Source organism: Acinetobacter lwoffii (assembly GCF_024129355.1).
GTDB classification, from domain to species: Bacteria; Pseudomonadota; Gammaproteobacteria; order Pseudomonadales; family Moraxellaceae; genus Acinetobacter; species Acinetobacter lwoffii_I.
This window is the reverse complement of sequence record NZ_JAMXXP010000024.1, coordinates 1-24,258: the sequence shown is the minus strand read 5'-3', so window position 1 is coordinate 24,258 and position 24,258 is coordinate 1. Positions and strand designations below refer to the sequence as shown.

At 44.4% G+C, this 24,258-nt stretch carries 19 protein-coding genes and 3 tRNA genes; 15 read left to right on the top strand and 7 right to left on the bottom strand.

Going from position 1 to position 24,258, the window contains the following annotated elements:
• Positions 1–81: 81 nt before the first annotated feature.
• Positions 82–357: a PspC domain-containing protein gene (locus NI468_RS11435; protein WP_004278536.1), complete on the bottom strand. Its 276-nt coding sequence runs from the start codon at positions 355–357 to the stop codon at positions 82–84.
• Positions 358–600: 243 nt separating this feature from the next.
• Here NI468_RS11435 and NI468_RS11430 point away from each other — a divergent pair, with 243 nt between their 5' ends.
• Positions 601–1,290 carry a hypothetical protein gene (locus NI468_RS11430; RefSeq protein ID WP_004729397.1) on the top strand — a complete coding sequence of 230 codons (690 nt, stop codon included), beginning with the start codon at positions 601–603 and terminating at the stop codon, positions 1,288–1,290.
• 182 nt (positions 1,291–1,472) lie between these two features.
• Here the strand turns inward: NI468_RS11430 and NI468_RS11425 are convergent.
• The 5 genes from NI468_RS11425 to NI468_RS11405 all read right to left on the bottom strand — a co-directional run bounded on the left by NI468_RS11425 (position 1,473) and on the right by NI468_RS11405 (position 7,479).
• Positions 1,473–1,548 (bottom strand) — tRNA-Lys (locus NI468_RS11425).
• A 72-nt stretch (positions 1,549–1,620) separates the two neighbouring features.
• Positions 1,621–1,696, bottom strand: a tRNA-Lys gene (locus NI468_RS11420).
• Positions 1,697–1,716: 20 nt separating this feature from the next.
• Positions 1,717–1,792, bottom strand: a tRNA-Lys gene (locus NI468_RS11415).
• A gap of 195 nt (positions 1,793–1,987) precedes the next feature.
• Positions 1,988–3,829, bottom strand: a complete 1,842-nt coding sequence (locus NI468_RS11410) for a long-chain-acyl-CoA synthetase (protein WP_253101978.1) — start codon at positions 3,827–3,829, stop codon at positions 1,988–1,990.
• Positions 3,830–4,002: 173 nt separating this feature from the next.
• On the bottom strand, positions 4,003–7,479 hold the full coding sequence (locus NI468_RS11405) for an Rne/Rng family ribonuclease (RefSeq protein ID WP_253101975.1): 3,477 nt from the start codon (positions 7,477–7,479) through the stop codon (positions 4,003–4,005).
• A gap of 766 nt (positions 7,480–8,245) precedes the next feature.
• On the opposite strand from NI468_RS11405, the gene NI468_RS11400 reads away from it, so the two are divergent.
• From NI468_RS11400 to NI468_RS11370, 7 genes are all read left to right on the top strand, one after another.
• Positions 8,246–9,202 carry an RluA family pseudouridine synthase gene (locus NI468_RS11400; RefSeq protein WP_004278531.1) on the top strand — a complete coding sequence of 319 codons (957 nt, stop codon included), beginning with the start codon at positions 8,246–8,248 and terminating at the stop codon, positions 9,200–9,202.
• A gap of 362 nt (positions 9,203–9,564) precedes the next feature.
• Positions 9,565–10,233, top strand: coding sequence for an HAD-IA family hydrolase (locus NI468_RS11395; protein ID WP_253101972.1), 669 nt, complete (start codon positions 9,565–9,567; stop codon positions 10,231–10,233).
• Positions 10,234–10,640: 407 nt separating this feature from the next.
• Entirely contained in the window at positions 10,641–11,438 is a 798-nt protein-coding gene (locus tag NI468_RS11390) for a 2-keto-4-pentenoate hydratase (RefSeq protein ID WP_253101969.1), read from the top strand.
• 24 nt (positions 11,439–11,462) lie between these two features.
• Positions 11,463–12,359 (top strand): acetaldehyde dehydrogenase (acetylating), encoded by an 897-nt coding sequence (locus NI468_RS11385; protein WP_071850451.1) that lies wholly within the window; start codon positions 11,463–11,465, stop codon positions 12,357–12,359.
• A gap of 12 nt (positions 12,360–12,371) precedes the next feature.
• Entirely contained in the window at positions 12,372–13,391 is a 1,020-nt protein-coding gene (gene dmpG, locus NI468_RS11380) for a 4-hydroxy-2-oxovalerate aldolase (RefSeq protein ID WP_005245890.1), read from the top strand.
• A gap of 429 nt (positions 13,392–13,820) precedes the next feature.
• Positions 13,821–15,089, top strand: coding sequence for an OprD family outer membrane porin (locus tag NI468_RS11375; RefSeq protein WP_253101966.1), 1,269 nt, complete (start codon positions 13,821–13,823; stop codon positions 15,087–15,089).
• 279 nt (positions 15,090–15,368) lie between these two features.
• On the top strand, positions 15,369–16,229 hold the full coding sequence (locus NI468_RS11370) for an alpha/beta fold hydrolase (RefSeq protein WP_253101963.1): 861 nt from the start codon (positions 15,369–15,371) through the stop codon (positions 16,227–16,229).
• 381 nt (positions 16,230–16,610) lie between these two features.
• On the opposite strand, the gene hcaR is transcribed toward NI468_RS11370, so the two are convergent.
• Positions 16,611–17,519 (bottom strand): DNA-binding transcriptional regulator HcaR, encoded by a 909-nt coding sequence (hcaR, locus tag NI468_RS11365; RefSeq protein WP_044111817.1) that lies wholly within the window; start codon positions 17,517–17,519, stop codon positions 16,611–16,613.
• A 281-nt stretch (positions 17,520–17,800) separates the two neighbouring features.
• On the opposite strand from hcaR, the gene hcaE reads away from it, so the two are divergent.
• The 7 genes from hcaE (at position 17,801) to NI468_RS11330 (ending at position 24,164) form a co-directional block, all read left to right on the top strand.
• Entirely contained in the window at positions 17,801–19,168 is a 1,368-nt protein-coding gene (hcaE, locus tag NI468_RS11360) for a 3-phenylpropionate/cinnamic acid dioxygenase subunit alpha (protein WP_253101960.1), read from the top strand.
• Positions 19,165–19,683: a 3-phenylpropionate/cinnamic acid dioxygenase subunit beta gene (gene hcaF / locus NI468_RS11355; RefSeq protein ID WP_253101957.1), complete on the top strand. Its 519-nt coding sequence runs from the start codon at positions 19,165–19,167 to the stop codon at positions 19,681–19,683. The genes hcaE and hcaF overlap by 4 nt, the downstream gene beginning before the upstream one ends.
• Entirely contained in the window at positions 19,683–20,009 is a 327-nt protein-coding gene (hcaC, locus tag NI468_RS11350; RefSeq protein WP_253101954.1) for a 3-phenylpropionate/cinnamic acid dioxygenase ferredoxin subunit, read from the top strand. The genes hcaF and hcaC overlap by 1 nt, the downstream gene beginning before the upstream one ends.
• A 2-nt stretch (positions 20,010–20,011) precedes the next feature.
• Complete coding sequence (gene hcaB, locus NI468_RS11345; RefSeq protein WP_253101951.1) at positions 20,012–20,827, top strand: 3-phenylpropionate-dihydrodiol/cinnamic acid-dihydrodiol dehydrogenase; 816 nt, start codon at positions 20,012–20,014, stop codon at positions 20,825–20,827.
• Positions 20,828–20,893: 66 nt separating this feature from the next.
• Positions 20,894–21,859: a 3-carboxyethylcatechol 2,3-dioxygenase gene (locus tag NI468_RS11340; RefSeq protein WP_253101949.1), complete on the top strand. Its 966-nt coding sequence runs from the start codon at positions 20,894–20,896 to the stop codon at positions 21,857–21,859.
• Between the two features lie 4 nt (positions 21,860–21,863).
• Positions 21,864–23,090, top strand: a complete 1,227-nt coding sequence (gene hcaD / locus NI468_RS11335; protein ID WP_253101947.1) for a 3-phenylpropionate/cinnamic acid dioxygenase ferredoxin--NAD(+) reductase subunit — start codon at positions 21,864–21,866, stop codon at positions 23,088–23,090.
• Positions 23,091–23,258: 168 nt separating this feature from the next.
• Positions 23,259–24,164: a DMT family transporter gene (locus NI468_RS11330; protein ID WP_253101944.1), complete on the top strand. Its 906-nt coding sequence runs from the start codon at positions 23,259–23,261 to the stop codon at positions 24,162–24,164.
• The last annotated feature ends 94 nt before the right edge of the window (positions 24,165–24,258 follow it).

Below are 24,258 nucleotides of genomic sequence, written 5' to 3'. Positions count from 1 at the left end.
TTCATCCCATTTAACCGGGGTGAAAGAGGAAGCTCTGCGATGAAACTGGTTAAGAACGCTTGTTAAAAATGACTGTACAGCTTAATAGCGTTTATCCTGATTCACTGTACGCACAGGATTTTGATAGCCCTGAGGTTGATGAACGCTGTCATGATCAATTCTGTACTGTTTTTTCGGCATGATTAACCACAGCACCAGATAAACCAAAATACCCGGGAATGCGGCACTCATGATTGAAATCACCACAAAAATCAGACGTAATAAATTCGCGTTCCAACCAAAACGTTCAGCAATACCACCCATCACACCTGCAATCATGTTTGAGCGGTTAGAGCGATATAAACCAACATTGGCCATTAAAATCTCCTGATTAAAAATAGGTTTGAATCCTAAAACGGATCCATACTTAAAGAAATGGAGTTTGCTTAAGCTTTTTAAAGTGCTGATTAAAAATAAAATCGTTAAGTAATGTTAATAAAGATTAAAACCAGATCTAAGAGCTACTAACATAGTGAAAATTCTATTGAACTCTTGTGTAAAGTTCAGCAGCTTTGCTGTGTGCTTTTTGCTCGCCATGTTTCCTATTTAGGTTTATTAAAAATGAAATTGGATGTATCACGTTGTACATTAAGCAGTTTTTTTAAATGTAGCCTGGTGTTGGGGAGTATAGTGATTTTGCAGGCTTGTGATCAGCAACAAGTCAAACCTGAACAGGAAAGTCAGGCGGCCTCAGAAGAGGGTGTTAAAATTTCCGCTGCCAATACGAAGGCCGATGTAGTGACCGTCAGTGCCAAATCCTTAACTCAGGTCGCAGGGCAGGCGACTCTTCCGGCAGAAGCTGATTTAAACCCTGCAACTGTACCAGAGGATGCCAAGGCGTTTATAGGCCGTTATCATACTGAAATTGATTGTGATGGCCGCTTTGCCCCTTGCACTGAAGGCAAGGCAGAATTTATTTTAACTCTGATGCCGGACGGTACCGTGCATCGCAGCATTTTACAGTATGGCAAAGTATTTATTGATAATACCAAAAACAGCACGGCTCACAATATCACCTACCGTAAAGACCGCTGGTTTATCAATCCGGAACGTACCGATGTGGTGGTGAATCGCAAAGAAGGGGCGAGCTTTTACTATAAGATTAAAGATTCAAATCACTTAGTCATGAATCTGGAAAAAATCTATAGTGAAAAGGAAAGAACCAACCGGGAATTATTTGATCGCGGTTATCCGGCACCTTCAAAAGCCTATGAACTGGTCAAAGACACATCCTTTCATATTCAAAAATAATGCCCGATAAAAATCGGCTGATCTGGTCGAAAGCTTAATTCAAATATGATTTAGATTAGACAATAAAGGCGAGTGGTGGGAACGCGTGAGCATAAAATCTAGGCGCAGAAATACACGACCAAAACATCGCAATTTAATTAAAATATCATGAGGGGAATTAGAGAAACATTCTAAGGAAAGAATGGTGGGTCGTCCGCGATTCGAACGCGGGACCAACGGATTAAAAGTCCGCTGCTCTACCAGCTGAGCTAACGACCCTGAGGAATAAAAATGATGACCATTTTTATGACGCAAGAGTGTGGTGTACTTTTACGTGATCCTTTCGGAAGATGGTGGGTCGTCCGCGATTCGAACGCGGGACCAACGGATTAAAAGTCCGCTGCTCTACCAGCTGAGCTAACGACCCATCAAGGAATATCAAATAAGTGGTGGGTCGTCCGCGATTCGAACGCGGGACCAACGGATTAAAAGTCCGCTGCTCTACCAGCTGAGCTAACGACCCTGAACCATCATTCAAACCAGGTTTGAATGTGCAGTGCAAGTCAAGCTAAATAGCTTAAAGCACCACTTTGTTTGATGGAGCGTATTGTAGCAAGATCTCATTTCAGCGCAAGCAAAAAATAACAAAGTTGCCCATGTTTGATTATAAATACAACAATTATGCTTTATCTAAACAAAAAATAGGCAACTTCAGTACTTAGAAGCGATATTGATAGGCCTGTATATTGGCAAAAATCTCTGCGGTGAGCTCAGAATATGCCGTTGCACTTGGCAATAATACCAGCAAGCGTTCATCGGTTTTACTCGGATCAAATGCTTGCTCTTTCAATTTATTTTTCTGGTATTTAAAGGTACCTGTAGTTTCAACCTGCTGTTGTATACGTAAAAATACCGGTATCGCATAAGCTGGCAAGCATTTTTTAAAGCAAGCGGCCATGGCTGCTAAATCTGCATCATCCAATTTTACATCGGGTTGCAGGGTAATCGCGGCCATACCGGCACGACCATTGGTATTGGGAATTTCCACGCCATAGACCACTGCTTCAACGATTTTGTCATACTCAGTCAGCATATTTTCCACTTCAGTGGTGGAAACATTTTCACCTTTCCAGCGGAAAGTATCGCCTAAACGATCGACAAACTGCGCATGACGGAAGCCGATATTGCGCACCAGATCTCCGGTATTGAAATAAGCATCACCTTGGGTAAATACATCCTGCATGATCACTGACTTGTTTTTTTCCGGATCGGTATAACCATCAAAAGGTGAGCGGCGGGTAATTTTACCAATCAGTAAACCGGTTTCGCCTTTTTTCACCCTTTTGCAATGGCCTTTAGCGTCCCGTACCGGCTCATTTTTATCTTTATCAAAGGCAATAATCGCATACGGTGTGGGTGAGAAACCGACAGTATTGTCAAAATTGAAAATATTGCTAAAACCGACATTGCCTTCACTAGAGGCATACAGTTCCAGCACTTCCTGAATGCCAAAACGGGATTTAAATTTATCCCAGATATTTGGGCGCATGCCATTCCCAATCATCTTAGTCACGCGGTGACCTTTTTCCAGTTCAGATGGGGGAGCATCCATCAAATAGCGGCACAGCTCACCGACATAACCAATCGCAGAGGCATCAAATTTTTGCACATCCTTCCAGAAAGAAGAGGTCGAAAATTTACGGCGAATAGCCAAGGTGCTGCTACCCGCAATAACACCGCACCAGCACACCACCATGCCTGTGGCATGATAAAGCGGCAGGGTACAGTACATCACATCATCTTTATTGAGATTCAGCACATGCCCATAAGTGCCATAAGCGAGGGTCCAGCGACCATTGGTAAAAATCACCGCTTTAGGTAGGCCCGTGGTGCCCGAGGTGTAAATATAGAACAGCCCGTCTTTACCCTGCACTGAATGGGTGGTTGATGGATTGAATTTAGGGGAAAGATCGGTTTTTTCAGCCAGGTTGATAAAGCCTTCAGGTGTCTGACCCGGATCAGCTTGAGTATTTTGATCCGCAAACCAGTGCAAGCGGTCATTGCTAATATTCAGGTCATTACGAATCTCGTTGACTGCATGACGACATTCTTCACCCACAATCAGGGCAATCGGTTTGACCAGATTGATACTGTGGGTCAGCACTTTGCCGACTTGAGAGGTATTGACCAGAGCGGTCGTCACACCCAGTTTAGCCAGACCAATCACGCTGGCAATCAGCTCAGGGCGGTTCTCGACCATCACGGCAACGACATCACCTTTCTTGGCGCCCAAGGATAGATAGAAATGGGCAATCTGGTTGGCCCAGGCATTGAGAGCAGCATAGCTATAGCTTTGCTCTTCAAAACGCAAGGCAATGCCTTCCGGGTTACGCTTGGTCGCTTTTTCGAAAGCCAGACCCAGGCCGGCCGGTGTGTTCGGAGTACGTAAATATGCCTGTCTTAGACCAGTGAGCAAATTGGGCACTTTGGTCAAGAAGGCCGGGATTTTGGCAGCGACATCTGCAATCCCAATCAGATCGTGTGGTTTCATTTGGGTCATGAGAATCCTATTTATTTTTCGTATCCGATACGTTTAATTTATATACAGTAGACGAGCTATCCATCTTTTAGCGTTAAAACACTAGTGCAATCAACCTATTCTGACTAAATCTAGCAAAAAAAACCTAGTCACCGAAATGACTAGGTTTTTTTAGATGACTGCAATTGAGCAAATTATGATTCAGTTGCAGTATTGGCTTTTTTCGGTGGACGACCACGTGGACGACGTGGACGAGCAGCCTGTTTCTCCGCTTTTTCAGCTTCGCTGGCTTCAGTGTCCTCTGTTGTCACTTCAGCCTGATCCTGCGCTTCTGTAACAGGAGCTTTTGATCCAGCATTTGCTTCAACTGGAGCAGCATCTTCAGATTGAGCTTCAGTCACTGAAGCCTCTTCTACAGGAGCTGCATCTACTGGTGCCGTAGTTTCAGTCGCTTGTTCAGCTGGCTGAGCATTTACGGTTTCTTCAATAGCGATTTCAGTGGCTACTGGAGTTTCAGTTGCTGCTGCTTCAGCAGACTCTGCTTGCGCTTCTGCCGCTACAGGTGCTTCCGGTGCAGTTTCTACTGCCGGAGCTGTTTCTACTTTAGCCTGTTGCTTGGCTTGTTGTAGAGCCTGTTCTGCAGCCTGTTTAGCCAGACGGCGACGCTCACGTGGATCGTTTGCGACACGTTTGTCCGACACCGGTTTTGGTGGAGTCAGGTCCAGAACTGGAGCAGGCTCTGCTTCAACCTTGGCTACGGTCACTTGAACATCACGGGTAACCGGTTTTTTCTCTGCGGCAGGCGATGCTGCAGCCACCAGACTCGCGTTGTACTCTTTTGTGAACTTCTCTAGAGCACGGTTGAAGGTTGGCAATAAACCAAACTGTTCAATCAGTACGGAGCAGTCTTCACCATAAACATGGCGAATCAGGCTACCAATGGTGAACTGACCCAAAGTTGGTACTTGTGACGGAGTCAACTTTTGAACTGTAGCCTGTTGAGGCTGTCCTTCACGCTGCTGACGACGACGCTGACGCGGATCATTGCTGGCACGTGGTTTTTCAGCGCTTGATTCTTCAGCTGGCACAACTTCTTCAACAGGGGCTGTCAGTGCAGCTTCCACTACATTTTCAGCAGCGACTTCTTCAATTGACGCATCTGCCGGTGCAGTAACTTCAACTGCTGGCGTTGCAACTGCAGCATTGTCATTCAATGCCACGATTTCGCTTTTCGCCTGGTCAATATTCACGACCATAGCTGTTGGCATCACGTCTTGACGTGGCGCATCGACCAACTCAACACGAAGCTGCTTGTCGTTGACTGCTGGCGCTTCAACGACTGCAGGTGCTGCTTGTTGAGCCTGCTCATTCAGCACGCTTGGATCGCGGTGGCGATTTGGACGTTCCTGACGTGGCTGGTTACGGCGGTCACGACGTGGCATTGCCTGTTGTGGCTGTTGTTCATTGTTTTGAACATCATTTTGCTGAGATGGCTCGTTGTGATGCTGACGGCGAGAATTACGCTTGTTTTCACGTGCTTCATGACGTTGCTCTTGACGAGAGACCTGAACCACTTCTTCATGCACCTGATGTTGCTGAGGAGCGGAAGCTTCAGACTGAACCTGCTCACGCGGTTCTTTGTGCTTCGGATTGCGTGGTTTTTTGTTGTTATGCCGCGGCGCTCTTTCATCACGCTCTGCCGGTTTTTCAGCATCACGTTCCTGTTTTTGCGCTACAGTCGATGGTGCCAGGTAAGCATTGCTGCTTGCCGGAGCAGCAGGTTGAGACACTTGCTGTGGAGCAGGTTGTGCCACCGGTGTAGACAATTGACCGAACTGACCACGGCTCACCGCACCGCCATTGATCATTTGTTCAATCGCTGCAGCTGCATTGTTGGCAGTACGGGATTGATCAACAGTCGCTGCCTGTTTTTGAACAAACAGGTTTTCTAACCAAGCACATGGGCTAGATGCAGGAGCAGCAACTTGTGCTTGGGCAGGAGCTTGTTGTGCAACAGGTGCTTGCTGTGCATTTTGGTTTTGCTGGTTACGGCGTTTATTGTTTCTGCCGTTGTTTTGCTGTTGAGCAGGCGCTGGAGCAGCAGCATGCGTATGTTCTTCTTCTAAATGCCATTCAGATGACTCATAGCCCAACTCTTTTTCACTTGAACGTGTTGCTTCAGTACGTTCATAGCTGGTTGGTGCAAAGCCTTCGGCATTATAAGTGATTTCATAATGCGGTGTTTCCAGATGCGGATGCGGCAACACAGTCACACGTACATTTGAAGTCTGTTCCAAATATACCAGGGTATGACGTTTTTCATTCAATAAGAAAGCCGCGATTTCGACTGGAACTTCGACTTGAACTTCACCATGACGTTCACGTAGCGCGATCTCCTCCACTTTACGCATAATCGAAAGTGATAAAGAGCGAAGATCACGAACCATGCCGGTACCATGACAGCGTGGGCAAACATAGCCAGTCGCTTCTTCAAGAGAAGGACGCAGACGTTGACGGCTCATTTCCATCAAACCAAAACGTGACAATTGACCGAACTGAATACGGGCACGGTCACTTTGCGTCGCTTCACGCAGCTTCGCTTCCACCATACGCTGGTTGCGGTCTTTGGTCATGTCGATGAAGTCGATCACCACCAGGCCACCGATATCACGTAAACGCAATTGACGCGCGATTTCTTCTGCCGCTTCAATATTGGTATTTAACGCGGTGTCTTCAACGTCGCTACCGCGAGTCGATTTTGCTGAGTTAATGTCAATTGACACTAAAGCTTCAGTTTGATCGATCACGATCGAACCGCCAGAAGGCAATTTTACTTCACGTTCATAAGCGGTTTGAATTTGACTTTCAATTGCGAAATGCGCGAATAAAGGTTCATTTAAGGTATAAGTTTTCAGTTTTTCTAACTGACGTGGCATCACCGCTTTTACGAAGTTATAGGCTTCGTTATAGGCTTGTTCTGAGTCAATCAGGATTTCAGCAACATCATCACGCAGGTAGTCACGAATGGCACGTGTCACCACGCCCGCTTCCTGATGTACCAACATTGGTGACGGACCTGAACTTGCTGTGCTCTGGATTTGTGCCCACAGGTCTAACAAGTGTTGTAGGTCGAGTTGCAATTCTTCTTGTGAACGACCGATCCCGGCAGTACGCACAATCACGCTCATACCACGTGGCACGTTCAGTGTCGCCAGCATTTCTTTCAGTTCTTCACGCACTGAACCAGAAATCTGACGGCTGATACCACCACCTTTTGGGTTGTTCGGCATCAAGACCAAATACCGGCCAGCAAGTGAGATAAAAGTAGATAGGGCAGCGCCTTTATTGCCACGCTCTTCTTTTTCCACCTGAACCAGAAGCTCGGTGCCTTCAGTGATCAGTTCACGGATATTTGAAGTTTGGCGAGGGTCGGCTTTGTAATAAGAGTTTGCGATTTCACGCATGGACAGGAAGCCTTGGCGACCTGCACCGTATTCAACAAATACAGCTTCTAAAGAAGGCTCAACGCGAGTCACGTGACCTTTGTAGATATTGGATTTTTTTTGTTCACGGGTACGATTTTCTAAATCAAAATCGTAAAGACGCTGACCAGTGACAAGTGCAACGCGAATTTCTTCGGCATGTGTTGCATTAATCAACATACGTTTCATGGGTGTAACACCTTATAGTGATACACAGCAAAAAATCGCTATACACGTAGCGAACATCACACATCACGGATCAATGGCTCAAATCTGCAATGAATTTCATTGTGGTTTGAGTCTTTTATGACCGAGCTCTATTTAATATAGATGGGCTTCGGTTTTTGATTCACGTATTGATGATGGCAATACGGCTTCAATCTTTAAACGGATTAAAGTCACCTGAACGCTTCACTGGCGGACGAGCGGTGCATTGGATGTGTGTAACTTTCACTGTCACATTGCTCGAAGATCATCCCTTCTTTATAGAAAGTGTCTTGATACGGAATTGTCGTCGTATCTTTACAAACTGTGCAGATCCAATGCATCAACGCTGTAGCCTGAAGTCGTCTTCAGGTTGCGACTAATCTGATGTGTATCAGTTTACGTTTAAAAACCAACAAAGTTGGCGACATATTTTTTAAGACAAACTGATTTATGTACCTGAGGTACAATTAAACGCAACAGTTTGCTTTGTTTGCCGATATAATAAGCCTTCGGCGTGGCATAATTCTTTGGGGACCTTCCCGTATCATGTGAGTCTTTAATTGAACAATCAAGTTCAGAAAAATCTGAAATGATTCAACTTTTACTCACAAACGATGGTTTCCGTGCGCTGACTATATCAAACCTTGCATCATCTGCCTATGGGCTAAGCTTATGTTTCTTGTGTAAAGCATAACCTAAGTGATCAGTTTTTAATCAATTTTAGTATTTTTTGGGTCATAGTAACTGTATGAATTCTACGCAACAATGGCAAAACGTCACTTGGTTTGAAGTGGATGAACATCAAGATGGACAACGCATCGATAATTTCCTGTTTAGTCGTCTGAAAGGTGTGCCAAAAAGCCGTATCTATCGTCTGATTCGTGAAGGCCAGGTTCGCGTTAATAAAAAACGCATTAAAGCAGAAACCAAACTCGCAATCGGTGACCAGATTCGCGTTGCGCCGATTCGCTATGAACAAAAAGATGAATCTGCTGCACCTGTTTCTGACAAAGTGGCACAAGGCTTATTGGCCCGTGTGATTTATGAAGATGAAGGTTTGATGGTCGTGAATAAACCTTCCGGGATTGCTGTGCATGGTGGTAGCGGTGTGGCCTATGGCCTGATTGAGGGCTTGCGTGCCGCAACCGGTAAAAAGTATCTGGAACTGATTCACCGGATTGACCGTGATACTTCCGGTCTGGTGATGATTTCCAAAAAGCGTAGCGTGTTGAAAACATTACAAGATATGTTGCGTGAACATAAAATCAAAAAAACCTATGCCGCTGTAGTAAAAGGGCAGGTCAGTCTGGATAAACAGCTGATTGATGCACCTTTACATCGTTACGAGCTGGCCAATGGTGAACGTCGTGTCTGCGTGTCCCCGAAAGAAGGTAAAGAGTCTAAAACCCAGTGGAATGTGCAGGAACGTTTTATGCATGCCACACTGGTGTATGCATCTCCGCTTTCTGGTCGTACCCATCAGATTCGTGTTCATGGTTTGAGTATTGGTCATCCGCTAGTAGGCGATGAAAAGTATGGTCATGAAACAGAATATCGTGGGCCAAAACCACGCCGTTTGTGTTTACATGCAATGCGTCTGGACATTCCGGGCTATCCAGCAATTGAAGCACCATTGCCAGAAGATATGCAGAGTCTGGTGGCGCAGTTAAGAGCGCAGAAAGCGGATAAACCGGCTGCCCAATAAGGACTTATTTTTTCTTTTAATAAATTTAATCCACCCTCACCCTCCTTTGAAAAAGGAGGGAATTCCCCTATTTCTTAAAGATGAGGAACATTGTTCCGCAAGAGGGGAGATTAAATTTCGAAAGAATCCTCTCCCTAAGCAGCACTGCTGAGCAAGTCTCCTTCTTGCACGTCGTTTAAAGCAGTGCTTTAAACTCGTTCAGGAGAGGGAACGTTACTTATTAAATAGTAATGTTGAATTAAAACTTCATTGATAATTCGACTTTATTGGTTCTTTTATTAAAGTCATTTGCTTAAGAATGAAAAATTCCTTCTCCTTGTAGGAGAGGGCTTCAAGACTGAATCAAATCTAGGAAATTTTTTATGAACTCACCTGTAAAATTGGTCATTTTCGATTGGGATGGCACTTTATTTGATTCAGTCGGTCAAATCGTGGCGAGTTTGCAGTTTGCCGCACAGCAGTTTCAGCAGCCGTTAACGGATGCAGATGCGAAAAGTATTATTGGACTGGGTTTGCCAGAAGTCGCACAGCGACTTTTCCCAACCGTGCCAGATTTACATGCAGATATTTTGCAGGCTTATTCAGATCATTATGTTGCCAACTCATCAGGAGATTCCTGGTTTGAAGGCGTAGCGCACATGCTCGCAGATTTACAGCAGCAAGGCGTAAAGCTGGCAGTAGCCACAGGGAAAAGTCGTAAAGGTCTGGATCGTGTATTAAAACAGACGAACAGTGAAGAGCTGTTTGTGAGTACGCGCGCAGCCAGCGAAACCCATTCTAAACCTCATCCACTCATGTTAGAAGAAATTCTGGCGGAAACCGGTGTGCAGGCTGAACATGCGATTATGGTCGGTGATACGTCTTATGATCTGGAAATGGCGCAAAATATTGCCATGCCAAGCGTTGGGGTAAGTTATGGTGTGCATGAACCTGAACTTTTAGCACAATTTAATCCAGTCTGTATCGTGGATGATGTGGCTGCTTTGCATAGCGCTTTGTTGGCTAAAGTCCAATGGAAACAAGCAGTTTAATCCAGTATCTTGGTTGTAATGAAAAACAAGCAGTTCCCCGGTTTAAATTGGCTGGGGAATGCTGCAGATTTAAGCGCTGGTTCTTATCTTTTAGTCTAAAGTCGTAATTGTACTGATTTTATTCGGTCATATTATGGCAGTTATTTTGCTAAATAACGATGTGTTTTAAACAATAAGATTTTGTTTTATTTAATTTTTTATAAATTATTCTTATAGATAATAGCTATAGCAAAAAATAAAATAACTATTGGCACAAACGCCGGATTTTTCCCATCCTAAAACTGTTTATTCCTATGCTCGCTCTGAGAAAGGCAGTCCATGCGGATGATCAGCCTGATCATTTTCATATTTTCTGTCCTTCTTAGATCCCAGCATAAGCCTAATTTTTGCAGTTTAAGGAAACATTGATGTCGAATTCTGCTGTTGTTGAATCAGTTGCACAAGCACTTCGTAGCGCTGAATTATCACAAACTGCGATTACACCGATTCGCCCGGAACTTGGCGGTGAAAGTGCTGACGTAGATATCGCCTATGCCGTTCAGGAAGTGAATACCGAGCGTGCTTTGTCTGAAGGTCGCCGTCTGGTGGGTCGTAAAATCGGTTTGACGTCTAAAGTCGTTCAAGCGCAACTGGGTGTAGATCAGCCGGATTTTGGTATGTTATTTGCCGACATGGCTTATGGCGATGGTGAAGCAATTCCAGCCGGTTTCCTGATTCAGCCAAAAGTTGAAGCGGAAATCGCATTGGTGATTAACCAGGATTTAACCAAAAAAAAACACACGTATGCAGACATTATCAGCGCAACTGATTATGCATTGCCTGCAATTGAAGTGGTCGATAGCCGTATCGAAAATTGGAAAATTAGCCTGATTGATACTGTGGCGGATAACGCATCTTCTGCTGCATTTGTCTTGGGTTCTCAGCCGGTTAAGTTAGAAAAACTTGATCTTGTGAACTGCAAGATGGTGATGACGCGCGGTGAGGAAGTCGTTTCTCAAGGCGTGGGTAAAGCATGTCTTGCAAACCCACTCAATGCTGCGGTTTGGCTTGCAGATGAAATGGTGCGTCGTGGCCGTCCATTGTTGGCAGGTGACATCATCTTGACGGGTGCTTTAGGTCCAATGGTTGTGGCGCAACCAGGTGATGAATTCAAAGTTGAAATTGAAGGCTTCGGTTCAGTAACCGCTGCATTCGCTGCTGAATAATCAAGATTCCAAGAGAGTACATTCATGAAAAAGATTAAATGTGCAATGATCGGTCCAGGGAATATTGGTACTGATTTGCTTTATAAATTACAACGCAGCGAATGGTTAGAGCCTGTTTGGATGGTGGGGATTGACCCGACTTCTGAAGGTTTGGCGCGTGCTGCGAAAATGGGTTTAAAAACCACAGCTGAAGGCGTTGATGGTCTTCTTCCTCATGTGATTGCTGATGACATCAAAATTGCATTCGACGCAACTTCTGCCTATGTCCATGCTGAAAACAGCCGCAAGCTGAATGAACTTGGCGTGTTGATGATCGACTTAACGCCTGCTGCGATTGGTCCATTTTGTGTACCACCAGTCAACCTTGAAGCATTACTACAAGCGGGCGAAGTACCAAACGTGAACATGGTGACATGTGGCGGTCAGGCAACGATTCCGATGGTGGCTGCGGTTTCTCGCGTTCAACCTGTTGAATACGGCGAAATCATTGCAACTGTATCGACTAAGTCGGTTGGTCCGGGAACGCGTAAAAACATTGATGAATTCACACGTACTACTGCAGGTGCCATTGAGAAAGTCGGCGGCGCGAAACAAGGTAAAGCGATCATCATCATTAACCCGGCTGAGCCACCTCTAATGATGCGTGATACTGTTCACTGTCTAGTAGAAGGTGAGCCGGATCAGGCAGCGATCACTGAATCTGTACATGCCATGATCAAGGAAGTTCAAAAATACGTACCAGGTTACAAGCTTGTAAATGGTCCTGTATTTGATGGCAACCGTGTATCAATTTACTTGGAAGTTGAAGGTCTGGGTGACTTCCTGCCGAAATACGCAGGCAACCTGGATATTATGACTGCAGCAGCTGCACGTACTGCAGAAATGTTCGCAGAACACGTGTTCAACATCGCTGAAGCTTAAAGGAATACCAAAATGTCTAAGATTATTGTTCATGATATGACTTTGCGTGATGGTATGCACCCGCAGCGCCATCAAACGACTGTTGAGCAAATGATTGCAATTTCAACCGCACTTGATGATGCAGGCGTACCTTTAATTGAAGTAACGCACGGTGACGGCCTGGGCGGTTCATCAGTGAACTACGGTTTTGCTGCTGCAACAGATGAAGAATATTTGTCTGCTGTTGTGCCACGTATGAAAAATGCAAAAATTTCTGCATTGCTTCTTCCTGGTATCGGTACGGTTGACCATTTGAAAATGGCACATGAAATTGGTGTATCTACCATTCGTGTGGCGACGCATTGTACTGAAGCGGATTGTTCTGAACAGCACATCACCGCTGCACGCAAATTAGAAATGGACACCGTGGGCTTCTTAATGTTGGCGCACATGGCATCTCCTGAAAAATTGCTTGAAGAAGCAAACAAGATGGTGTCTTACGGTGCAAACTGTATCTATGTAACTGACTCTGCAGGTTATATGCTTCCTCAAGACGTTATTGATCGCGTAGGTCACTTACGTCAACACTTGGATTCAAGCATTGAGCTTGGTTTCCACGGTCACCACAACTTGGGCATGGGTGTGTCGAATACTGTTGCTGCGGTTCAAGCAGGTGCAGTACGTGTCGATTTGGCATCTGCAGGTTTGGGTGCTGGCGCGGGTAATACACCACTTGAATTGTTCATCGCTGTGGCAAACCGTATGGGTATGGACACTGGCGTTGACTTGTTCAAAGTACAAGATGTTGCTGAAGATCTAGTGATTCCAATGATGCACAACCCGATTCGTGCAGACCGTGATGCGGCTACTTTAGGTTATGCGGGTGTTTACTCTTCATTCCTGTTGTTTGCTAAACGCGCTGAAGCGAAATATGGCGTATCTGCACGTGAAATCCTGATGGAACTTGGTCGCCGTGGTACGGTAGGTGGTCAGGAAGACATGATTGAAGACCTGGCATTAACCATGTCTAAAGCGCGCGAGTTACAAGCTTAATTTTTAATGCATTCGTATTAAAATAAGGCTAATAAAAAAGCATCCGATTTGGATGCTTTTTTATTATTAAGTAGATTTAATAATATATTAAAACTCTGATCTCAGATATTTTAGTTATAGTGCTATGTGGAGATTATTTCAGTTTAATTTTTTCCTTAAACATAAAAACGATAAATAAAAAATATTATCTTAAAGTTTTTAAAAAAATTGCGCTTATTAATAAAGGAAACAGAAATTTGAATTAAATATCTGGTCAAATTTTTATTTTCATTAATCGGTTTAAAATCTAAGAGATTGAGTGCTTAAATCTGGGCCCGGAATATGCAGAGCTAAAAGAGCAAAAGTTTAATACTGTGGTCGGATTTTTTATTTAAACCGACTTGCGCATGATGGCTGCATGGATTTTATCAGCTGAATGGGGAACTCATCATGCGTCGTCACAATTTATGGATTGCAATGCTTGCTGCGACAGCAACTTTAGGGACAACTGCAACGAATGCAGACTTTATTGACGACAGCAATGTTCAACTTAAATTTAAGAACTTTTATCTAGACCGTCAGTATCAAGATGACTATTCATCACGTAATTGGGGTTCTTGGTCACAAGGCGTGACTCTGGATGCCAAGTCCGGTTATCACGATATCGGTGGTGGTGTGCAGGTTGGTGCAGATCTTCTTATTCAGCATGCGTTCCGTTTGAATGGTCGTGATAATAATCCTGACTGGGTTTTACCGCATGAAGGACCAGGCAAAGGGCAAAAAGATAATTTTGGTAAAGTTGGTGCGACCTTAAAAGCCAAAGTGTCACAAACTGAACTGAAAGTCGGCGAGTTATTGCCGGTATCTCCAGTCTTGGTATTCGATCCATCGCGTCAGTTATTGACGACGTATAGTGTTGCCTGGTTAGAGTCTAAAGACCTTAAAGATACCAAGTTAACTCTTGCGTATATTGATGGCATTAATAACCGTTATGACAACCAGTTCCGCGACTTAACTAAATTTGCTCCACCAAGTTTCTATGATACGGGTGCTGAAGCTGATGGCATGTGGATTGCGGGTGTAGACCACCAGCTTACTAAAGAAGTAGGGGCGAGCTACTGGTATGCCGATGTTCAAGACATTTACCAACAGCATTATCTGGGTGTCAATTACAAAACTGCGCTCGGTGAAAAAACCAAATTAGATAGCCACATTCGTTACTTCGATAACTCGGAGTCAGGTGACAAGCTGTATGGTGAGATCGATAACCAGGCATTATCTGTCGCTGCAAAAGTGAATCATGGTGCACATAGCGTAGGTGTGGGTTACCAGCAAATGTTTGGTGATAGTGCATTCCCGACATTGGGTGGCTGGGTGCCACAGCCTTATCTGGCGAACTGGGGGGTAGCGACCTTTACCGCACCAGAAGAAAAGTCATGGAGTGTTTCTTATGGCTATGACTTCTCTGAAATGGGTGCAAAAGGCCTAAACGCAACAGCAGTATATTTCAAAGGTTATGATCAGAAAGGTACTGGGGCGTATCAAGGTCAGAACTTCAATACGGATGAAGTGAATGCCATCGTGAACTACACTGTGCCAGAAGGTAAATTAAAAGGTTTGGGTGTACAGGCGATGTATATTGATGTGAATTTTGCCAATCCAGCAAAACCAGACCTGCAAGAATACCGTGTCGCCACCACTTATACCCATAAATTCTAATACCCCTATATTTTAAAAGCAGTCAGTCTTCTGGCTGCTTTTTGGTTTAAGAATGCAGTTAAAACCTTAGTTTATGCAGGGTTTAATTTATAAAAAAATATATAAAATAAACACTTAAATTATATCTATTTTGTTGGGTGCAATCGTAATTTTGTATCAGTTTGCTGCGGTTGAGCGGTTAATATAAGGGTGTACACAAGTCATTTTAATGAGTCAACTTGACGTCGAATTCTTGAAAATAGAGGGACACGCAAGCGAAAGACTGTAAGAGGAAGCAATATGAGCACTGTTCAAATCCCTGACTATCAAACAGATCCATTCTTTGGCTTAGAAGACAAATGGATTGAAACTGCTGAAGGCGAGTTGACCCATTACCACGAAATTGGTGAAGGTACGCCTATTTTATTTTTACATGGTTCAGGTACAGGTGTATCGGCTGCGGCAAACTGGTGGTTAAACCTGCCACAAATTGGTGAGCAGGCACGTTGTATCGCGATTGATACCATTGGTTATGGCCAAACTGTAGTTGCACCGGGTACTGAATATGGTATTCGTGCTTGGGTAGATCATGCGATCCGTACGCTAGACGCTTTGGGTATCGAAAAAACCTGGTTGGTGGGTAACTCTCTGGGTGGTTGGTTAGCATTCCAGATGGCACTGGATTATCCAGATCGTATTTTGGGTATCGTGTCTATGGGTACAGGTGGTGCGAAACAGACAGCTGCACTTAAAGCTCACGCAAACCCAGTTCTTACAGAAGAAGGGATCAAGAAAACTCTTTCTATGTTTGTCGTAAATAAAGATCTAATTACTGATGAACTGGTAAAAGTACGTTTTGCTTCTGCTGCAAATGACTATGCATCAAATCGTTTAATGGATGTGGTTGGCGCACGTGACCGTGACCGTTTCGAATTCCCATTAGACTTCGAAAAAATGAAAGACATTACTGTGCCTGTACTATTGATTCATGGTACGCAAGACGTGGTGATTCCGGTTTCTCGTACTTGGGACATCCTGAACCTCGTGCCAAATGCTGATGCACATATCTTCAGCCAATGCGGTCACTGGTCTCAAGTTGAAAAAGCAGATGAGTTCAACACTGTGATCAAAAACTACCTGGCTGTTCACGGCGTAAAATAAGTTTGATACAGTTTTAAAAAAGGATGGCTTTGGTCATCCTTTTTTATATCGGAAATATTTAAGGTAGCGCACCTAAGTGAGTTTGATTCTCATTTATTTGAATAAATATAAAAATCTAATAATTTTTATAGGTTTGAGCTATTTAAACTGAGAAAAATCCGAATGAAACTTTATTAGACTTAAGTGGTAAATGCAGTACATTTAGAGCTAAAAATACACAATTTGGGTCAAGGGCAAGTGACAAATTTAAGCGCCAGAAATAGATTCTTTATTATAAAATAGAATTAAAAATGGATTCTTAAGCATAAAATAATAAAACAAAAAAAGCACATGCCTATCATAAGTTGAATGGCATATGCCTAATGCAGGGAAGAAATAGGATTAATTTTGTTCGCTACGGTTAATATCCAGATAGAACACACGGGTCAAAAGCTCAAGAAATTTGCTCACGACATAGGATTTGTTGTTTTTATGGTAGCTGACATACAGGTCTAAATAGGGCAACTCCACGTCCAGCGGACGAATCACGGTATTATCCATGGTTAGTGGTGCAATATAGCCAGGCAAAATGGTACAGCCTAGGCCCATTCCGATCGAGTTGATATTAAATAAAATATTATCGGCCTTTTGCACGATATTGAGTTCAATGCCGTTGGCTTTGGCAAAGTCCAGAATAGCCTGGTTCAGGGTCAAGGACTGCTCTGCTGATGGAATAATAAAATCAATACCATTCAATGCTTTAACAGGAATTCTTTCGTATTTTGCTAAGGGGTGATCTTTAGGCAGGAGAAAAATCAGCGGTTCACGAATCACGAACTGGCTTTCAATTTCATCACTATTGAAATTATGACGGGTAAATGTCAGATCTAGATCACCTTTTTTTAACAAACGCATCTGCTCATTGTTGTTCAGGCTGAGCAGTTCAATTTTTAAATCTGGGTTCTGTACACGTAGATTTGGCAAGATATAGGGGAAGATTTTCATCTCGGCTACCGGTACAAAACCGATACGGAGCATTTGCTGTTTGGCCTGTGACACCTGACGTGCCATGGCAACGGCTTTGTCCGCCTGTGCAAGGGTGAGACGGGCCTGTTCCAGGAATACGGCGCCTTCTTCGGTCAGCTCTACTTTACGTTTGGTCCGGTTGAGTAGCTTTACCCCGACATCTTCTTCCAGGTCTTTGATTTGCTGGCTAAGTGAGGGTTGAGCCGTATAAAGTTTAAGTGCTGCCTTACTAAAATTGAGCTCTTCAGCAACGGTGATAAAGTAGCGAAGGTGTCGTAATTCCATGTCATCAACCCAAAGAGTAATCCAAAAAATGTCTTACTATAATTTCCTCAAAGTATAATCTATAAACAACTATGTCGTGAAGATTATTTTCCCATTCATAAACTAAATGCTCTGGCGGGATTAATAGATGTTTTAATATAAAAATTCACGTGCTTAATAATTGTTTTAAGCTCTTAATTGAAACAAAAAAAATATTTCCCGAAAAACGCTGTCAAATCCATCATCGTTGAAAAGTTGAGTCTATTACTTTGTGCCAAAGATAGGTCACAGGAGAGCTTTTCATGAGTGGAAAAATTGATGTGCGCGAAATCGATGCTTTAGTCGATGCACAAAATGGACGTATTACGCCATCTATTTATACAGATCCTGACATTTACGAATTAGAACTCGAACGTGTTTTCGGTCGTACTTGGTTATTCCTTTGCCATGAAAGCCAAATTCCTAAGGCTGGTGATTTCTTCAATACCTACATGGGTGAAGATCCAATCATTGTGGCACGTCAAAAAGACGGCTCAATCAAAGCATTTTTAAACCAGTGCCGTCACCGTTCTATGCGTGTGAGCTTCGCTGACTGTGGTAATACCCGTGCATTTACTTGCCCATACCACGGCTGGTCATATGGCATTGACGGTTCTTTAAAAGATATCCCGCTTGAAGATCGTGCTTACCCGCATGGTGCATGTAAAGAGCAATGGGGTCTGGTTGAAGTGAATCGTGTGAAGTCTTACAAAGGCTTGGTATTCGCTTGTTGGGATGAAACCACACCTGATCTAGAAGAATACATGGGCGATATCGCTTGGTATTTAGATGGCGTTGTTGACCGTCGTCCAGGTGGTACTGAAATCATCGGTGGTGTACACAAGTGGGAAATCGAGTGTAACTGGAAATTTGCGGCTGAACAGTTCGCCTCTGACCAATACCACGCATTGTTCTCTCACGCTTCTGCGATCCAAGTATTGGGCGCAAAACCAGACGATCAATCATCTAAAAAATTAGGTGCTGCGCAAACTGCTCGTCCAGTTTGGGAAACGGCTAAAGACGCGATCCAGTACGGTTCACGTGGTCACGGTTCAGGCTTCTTCTTTACTGAAAAACCAGATGCAAACGTATGGGTTGACGGTGAAGTTGCCAATTACTTCCGTGAAACTTACGACGAAGTTAAAGAGCGCCTAGGCGAGACTCGTGCACTGCGTCTTGCAGGTCACAACACCATGTTCCCAACTTTGTCTTGGTTGAACGGTACTGCAACACTTCGCGTATGGCATCCACGTGGTCCAAACAAAACTGAAGTGTGGGCATTCTGTATCGCGGATGCTGAAGCATCTCAAGAAGTGAAAGAAGCATTCGAACGTTCTGCAACGCGTGCCTTTGGTCCAGCCGGTTTCCTGGAGCAAGATGACTCTGAGAACTGGATCGAGATTCAAAAAGTTTTACGTGGTTACAAAGCGCGTCAAAACAAACTCATTATGGAAATGGGTAAAGGCAACGAAAAAGTACGTGAAGATGGTATCCCGGGTATCACCAACTACATTTTCTCTGAAACTGCAGCACGTGGTATGTACCGCCGCTGGGCAGATTTATTGATCTATGAAAAATGGGAAGACGTAGAAAAAGCAGCTGACGAATATGAGAAGGAGCTTATGAAATGAGTCAAATCAGCTTAGAACTTCATCACCAAATTAGTCAGTTCCTGTATCGCGAAGCAAAATTGCTAGACGATTGGAAATTCCGCGAATGGTTAGATACCTTAGCTGAAGATATTTCTTACACGCTACGTACCACACCAAACGCACAAACCCGTGACCGTCGTCGTTCAGTTGAACCACCTACCACTTGGGTGTTCAACGATACGAAAGATCTTCTGGAACGTCGTGTTGCACGTCTAGAAACTGGTATGGCTTGGGCTGAAGAGCCTCCATCACGTACCACTCACATGGTGAGCAACGTGATTGTTGAGCCAACTGAAGTTGAAGGCGAATACGATGTGTACGTGACATACCTACTGTACCGTACCCAGAAAGAGAAAGACGTTACGATTTACTGTGGTAAACGTCATGACAAGATCCGCAAAGTTGAAGGCGGCCTGGGCTTCCAGATCTTCAACCGTAAGATCACGCTTGACCAAGTTACTTACAGTTCACATAACCTGAGTGTGTTCTTCTAATGAATAAGATTTTTGTATGCCAAGTTGACGAATTAGACGAAGGCGAAGCGTTAAAAGTAGATTGTGGCGTAAACGGTATCGAAGCGCTTGCTGTATTTAACAATGGCGGTGAATTCTTCGCTATGAACGATAAATGCAGTCATGGTAATGCTTCTATGTCTGAAGGTTACCTTGAAGATGACTGTACTGTGGAATGTCCATTGCATTCAGCACGTTTCTGTTTAAAAACAGGTGAAGCATTGTGTCTACCTGCAACTGATCCAATCAAAACATTCCCAGTGATTGTTGAAGATGGCCAATTGTTTGTAGAGATGGCAGGAGAGTAAGCATGGGTTGGCTACAGGGCGAAGTTGCACTTATTACTGGTGGTGGTTCAGGCTTAGGCTGGGCTTTGGTAGAACGTTTTATTGAGGAAGGTGCGCAAGTCGCTGTTCTTCAACGTTCAAAAGCTAAAGTAGATGCATTAAATGAACACTTCGGTGGAAAAGTTCTTGCGATCGAAGGTGATGTAGCCAGCTATGCAGATAACGTTCGTGCAGTTCAAGCAACTGTGGAACGTTTCGGTAAACTCGATTGTTTCGTTGGTAATGCCGGTATCTGGGATCACTATGCCGATATCGTCAATACCTCTGGTGAGCAGCTGGAGAAAGCCTTTGACGAGATTATGGGGATTAATACCAAATCTCTGATCTTAGGCGCGAAAGCTGCACTTGATGAGTTAGTAAAATCTGAAGGTTCGATCATTTTCACGCTGTCAAATTCTGCATTGTATTCTGCAGGTGGCGGTCCAGTTTACACAGCATCGAAACATGCCGGTGTAGGCATTATGAAAGAACTGGCTTACGAACTAGCGCCTAAAGTCCGAGTCAATGCCGTTGCGCCATCAGGTATGAATGTGAACATCAAAGGTGCTGCATCTTTAGGTCAGGAAAATCTTGGCCTGCTCGATGCACGTGATCCTGAGAAAATCGCCCGTGGCATGCCACTGAATTTCTTACCTGAGCCGGAAGATATGACTGGTTCATATGTGCTCTTGGCATCTCGTCAAAATAACCGTCCTCTGACTGGTGTTCTGATCAACGCAGAATGCGGTCTAGGTATTCGTGGCCTACGTCAGCCACGTGCCGGTTTCTTTGACGAATAAAAATCTAGTCTGAAATGGACTTTTCGGCAGTCTGTTCTTGGCTGCCTTCCTTTTAAGGAGTCTCTCATGGCCGTTAAACTTATTTGTGCATCGCACAGTCCTTTAATGGAATTTGCTTCACCGCAGGAAAAATGCAAAGAACAGGCTATTCGTGAAGCGTTTGAAAAACTGTCTGCTGAAGTAAAAGCTTACGACCCAACCCTGATCATTACCTTTGGTCCAGACCATTTCAATGGTTTCTTTTATGACCTGATGCCAAGTTTCTGCGTGGGTATTCGTGCGACTGCTGCAGGGGACTGGGACTATGGTAAAGACAATGCACACATTGATGTACCAGAAGACAAAGCACTGGGCTTGGTCCGTCGTGTACTCGATGAGGGTGTGGACATTGCATATTCTTACCGTATGCAAGCCGACCATGGCGTGACTCAGCCATTGCACTTCCTGTGCGACGGCAAACTTGATCGTTATCCAACGATTCCAATTTTCATTAATGGCGCTGCAGCACCAATGCCAACCACGAAGCGTACCATCGCTTTAGGCCGTGCTGTAGGTCAGTTCATCAAATCTCTGAACCTTGAAAATGAGCGTGTACTGGTTCTGGGTACAGGTGGCCTGTCACATGATCCACCGACTCCGCAAATGGGTTCTGTACCACCAGAAGTGGAAGAGTTCCTGATTGCTGGTCGTAACCCGACACCTGAAGCACGTAACGCGCGTCAGTCAAAAATCATTGCAGTGGGTCAAAAGCTGGCAGCAGGCGATACCTCTGTAGCCGTGCCTTTAAACGCTGAATGGGATGTTGCCTTGCTTGAAACCTTCAAGAAAGCCGATTTTGCAGCGCTTGAAGCGATGACTGAAGATGAGATTCGCCGTGATGGTGGTCGTGGTGGTCAGGAAGTCCGTTCTTGGATGGCTGCCTTCGCTGCCTTAAGCGAAATGGGTGAGTATGAAATGACCACGCATTGCTATGAAGACATCAGCGAATGGATTGCCGGCTTCGGTATCGTATCTGCAGAGTTAAAAGGTTAAGAAAATGAGCAACGTAAACAACATCGTGATCGTAGGTGCTGGCCAGGCAGGTGCGAGCGCAATTTTAGAACTTCGTGGCAACAAGTATGAAGGCAAAATTACCTTAATTGGTGATGAAAGCCATCTTCCTTATGAGCGTCCACCGCTGTCTAAAGATGTGATTCTAAAACCTGAAGAGACCAAGATCGAAATCCTGTCAGAACAGAAACTGGCAGATTTAGGTGTGGAAACAATTCGCGGTAATGGCGTGGCGAAAATCAATGCCGAGGCGAAAACGGTTGAACTCCTCAACGGTGATGTTGTTGCTTATGACAAACTCTTGCTTGCAACAGGTGGTGCCGCGCGCCGTTTGCCTAATTTCGATGCTTTGGGTAAACACGTCTATACCCTGCGTAACCTGGAAGATTCACAGGCACTGGTGCCTGTACTTCAAGCCGGTCGCCGTATCATCCTGATCGGTGGTGGCGTGATTGGTCTTGAGTTGGCATCATCTGCACGTTACAAAGACTGTCAGGTGACTGTGATCGAAATGGGTCCGATTGTTATGGGTCGTTGTTCACCACAAATCCTGAGCGAATTCCTGCTAGAGCAGCATCGTCAAAACCAGGTCGATGTGCGTCTTGAAACCAAGATTACAGATTGCCGTTTAGATGGTGAAGAAGTGGTGGTAACGCTGGAAGGCGGTGAAGAACTGCGTGCCGATGCTGTAGTTTACGGGATCGGGGTCGTGCCAAATGCACAGCTTGCCGTAGATGCAGGTTTGGACGTTGATGTTGCGATTAAAGTCAATGAAAACTGCCAAACCTCGAATGCTGATATTTATGCAGCAGGCGATGTTGCGACTCAGTTACGTGACTGTGGCAATCACCGCCGTGTGGAAACCTGGGAAAATGCTAACCTGCAAGCAGGCATCTTCGCGCGTCACGTGATGGGGGTGGAACATCCGAAAGCCAATCCGGCCTGGTTCTGGACGGATCAGCTGAATATCAACTTCCAGTTTGTCGGCAATATGGCCGCAGCTGAATGGCATATCCGTGGTGAAATGGATGCAGCCAAAGGTGCAGACAATTCATTCGTGATGTACGGTGTGACTGATGGTCAGATCGTTGGCGGGATTACCGTGAATGCAGCCAAAGAAATGCGTCATTTGAAAAAAATGATCAGCAAAAATACGGCGTTTGATGTTGAAAAACATTTAGATATCGCGCAAGACTTACGCAAAATTGCTTAAGTCGTATTGAGATATCTTGGGACAGACCTATGTTTTGCATAGGTCTGTTTTTTATGCACGAAACTTGATGAATTTATCAAAAATTAAAACTTCATCTCAGCATGAATTCGCTATACGCTATTTTTGAAGTTGCTGATCCAGAACTTCTTGGCCTCGTCTAGGAGACTTATGAGTTCTTCATCTTCATTGCCAGTCACGGCAAGTATTTACGCTTTATTGGTACTGATCTGGGCAGCAACGCCACTGGCGATTGTCTGGAGCGTGGCCGAGATTCACCCGATGTGGGTGCTGATCATTCGCTATTTTGGTGCCTCGATTATTGCGCTATTCCTGCTAAAGATTATGCGCGACCCGCTGCCTTTTGACCGTACTTCAATGAAAAGTTATCTGGCAGGCAGTTTGAATTTAATCGGCGCGCAGCTGTTTATTTATCTAGCGGCCAATTATTTGACCTCAGGGTTGATGGCACTGATTTTTGGTTTTTCACCGCTGATCGCCGGTTTAATCAGTCATGTGATTTTAAAAACCCATAAACTGATCTGGCTGCAATGGCTCGGCATGGCAGTGGCCGTCGCCGGTTTTTGTTTTGTTTTTGCCGACTCGGCAGACAGCAAGATCAATCCTTGGGGTGTAGTGCTGATGCTGATCAGTATGGTGTCTTATATCAGCTCGATCTTCTGGGTTAAACAGATCAGTGCCCCCTTGAGTCCGATGTCGCAAGCTACAGGTTCATTGCTGGTCTCCGTGGCTGGTTCAGTCATTTTAGTGCCGTTTATCTGGCAACATATGCCGACTCAGTTACCTAGCACACAGGCCATGATCGGTTTTATATTTACCATGATCATGTCTTCGATTGTGGCAATGCTGTGTTATTTCTGGCTGATTCGCCGTCTAAATGCTTCGACTGTCTCATTGAGTAATGTGATGACGCCGGTGATTGCTCTGGTATTGGGAGCAACCTTAAATCATGAAATTATCAGCAGTCATGCTTTTGCGGGAATTGCTGTGGTGATGTTCGGGATCATCATGTATTTCTGGAAGGAGTGGCGCGAGCAGTATTTTTCTAAGCATTAAAACTAGATCTCTTGCGAAAGTTAATTTAAGAGCATCCAATTCACCATTCCAGCAATTAAATTCATTCTTAGACCAAATCGTTTCCGTCTATTTC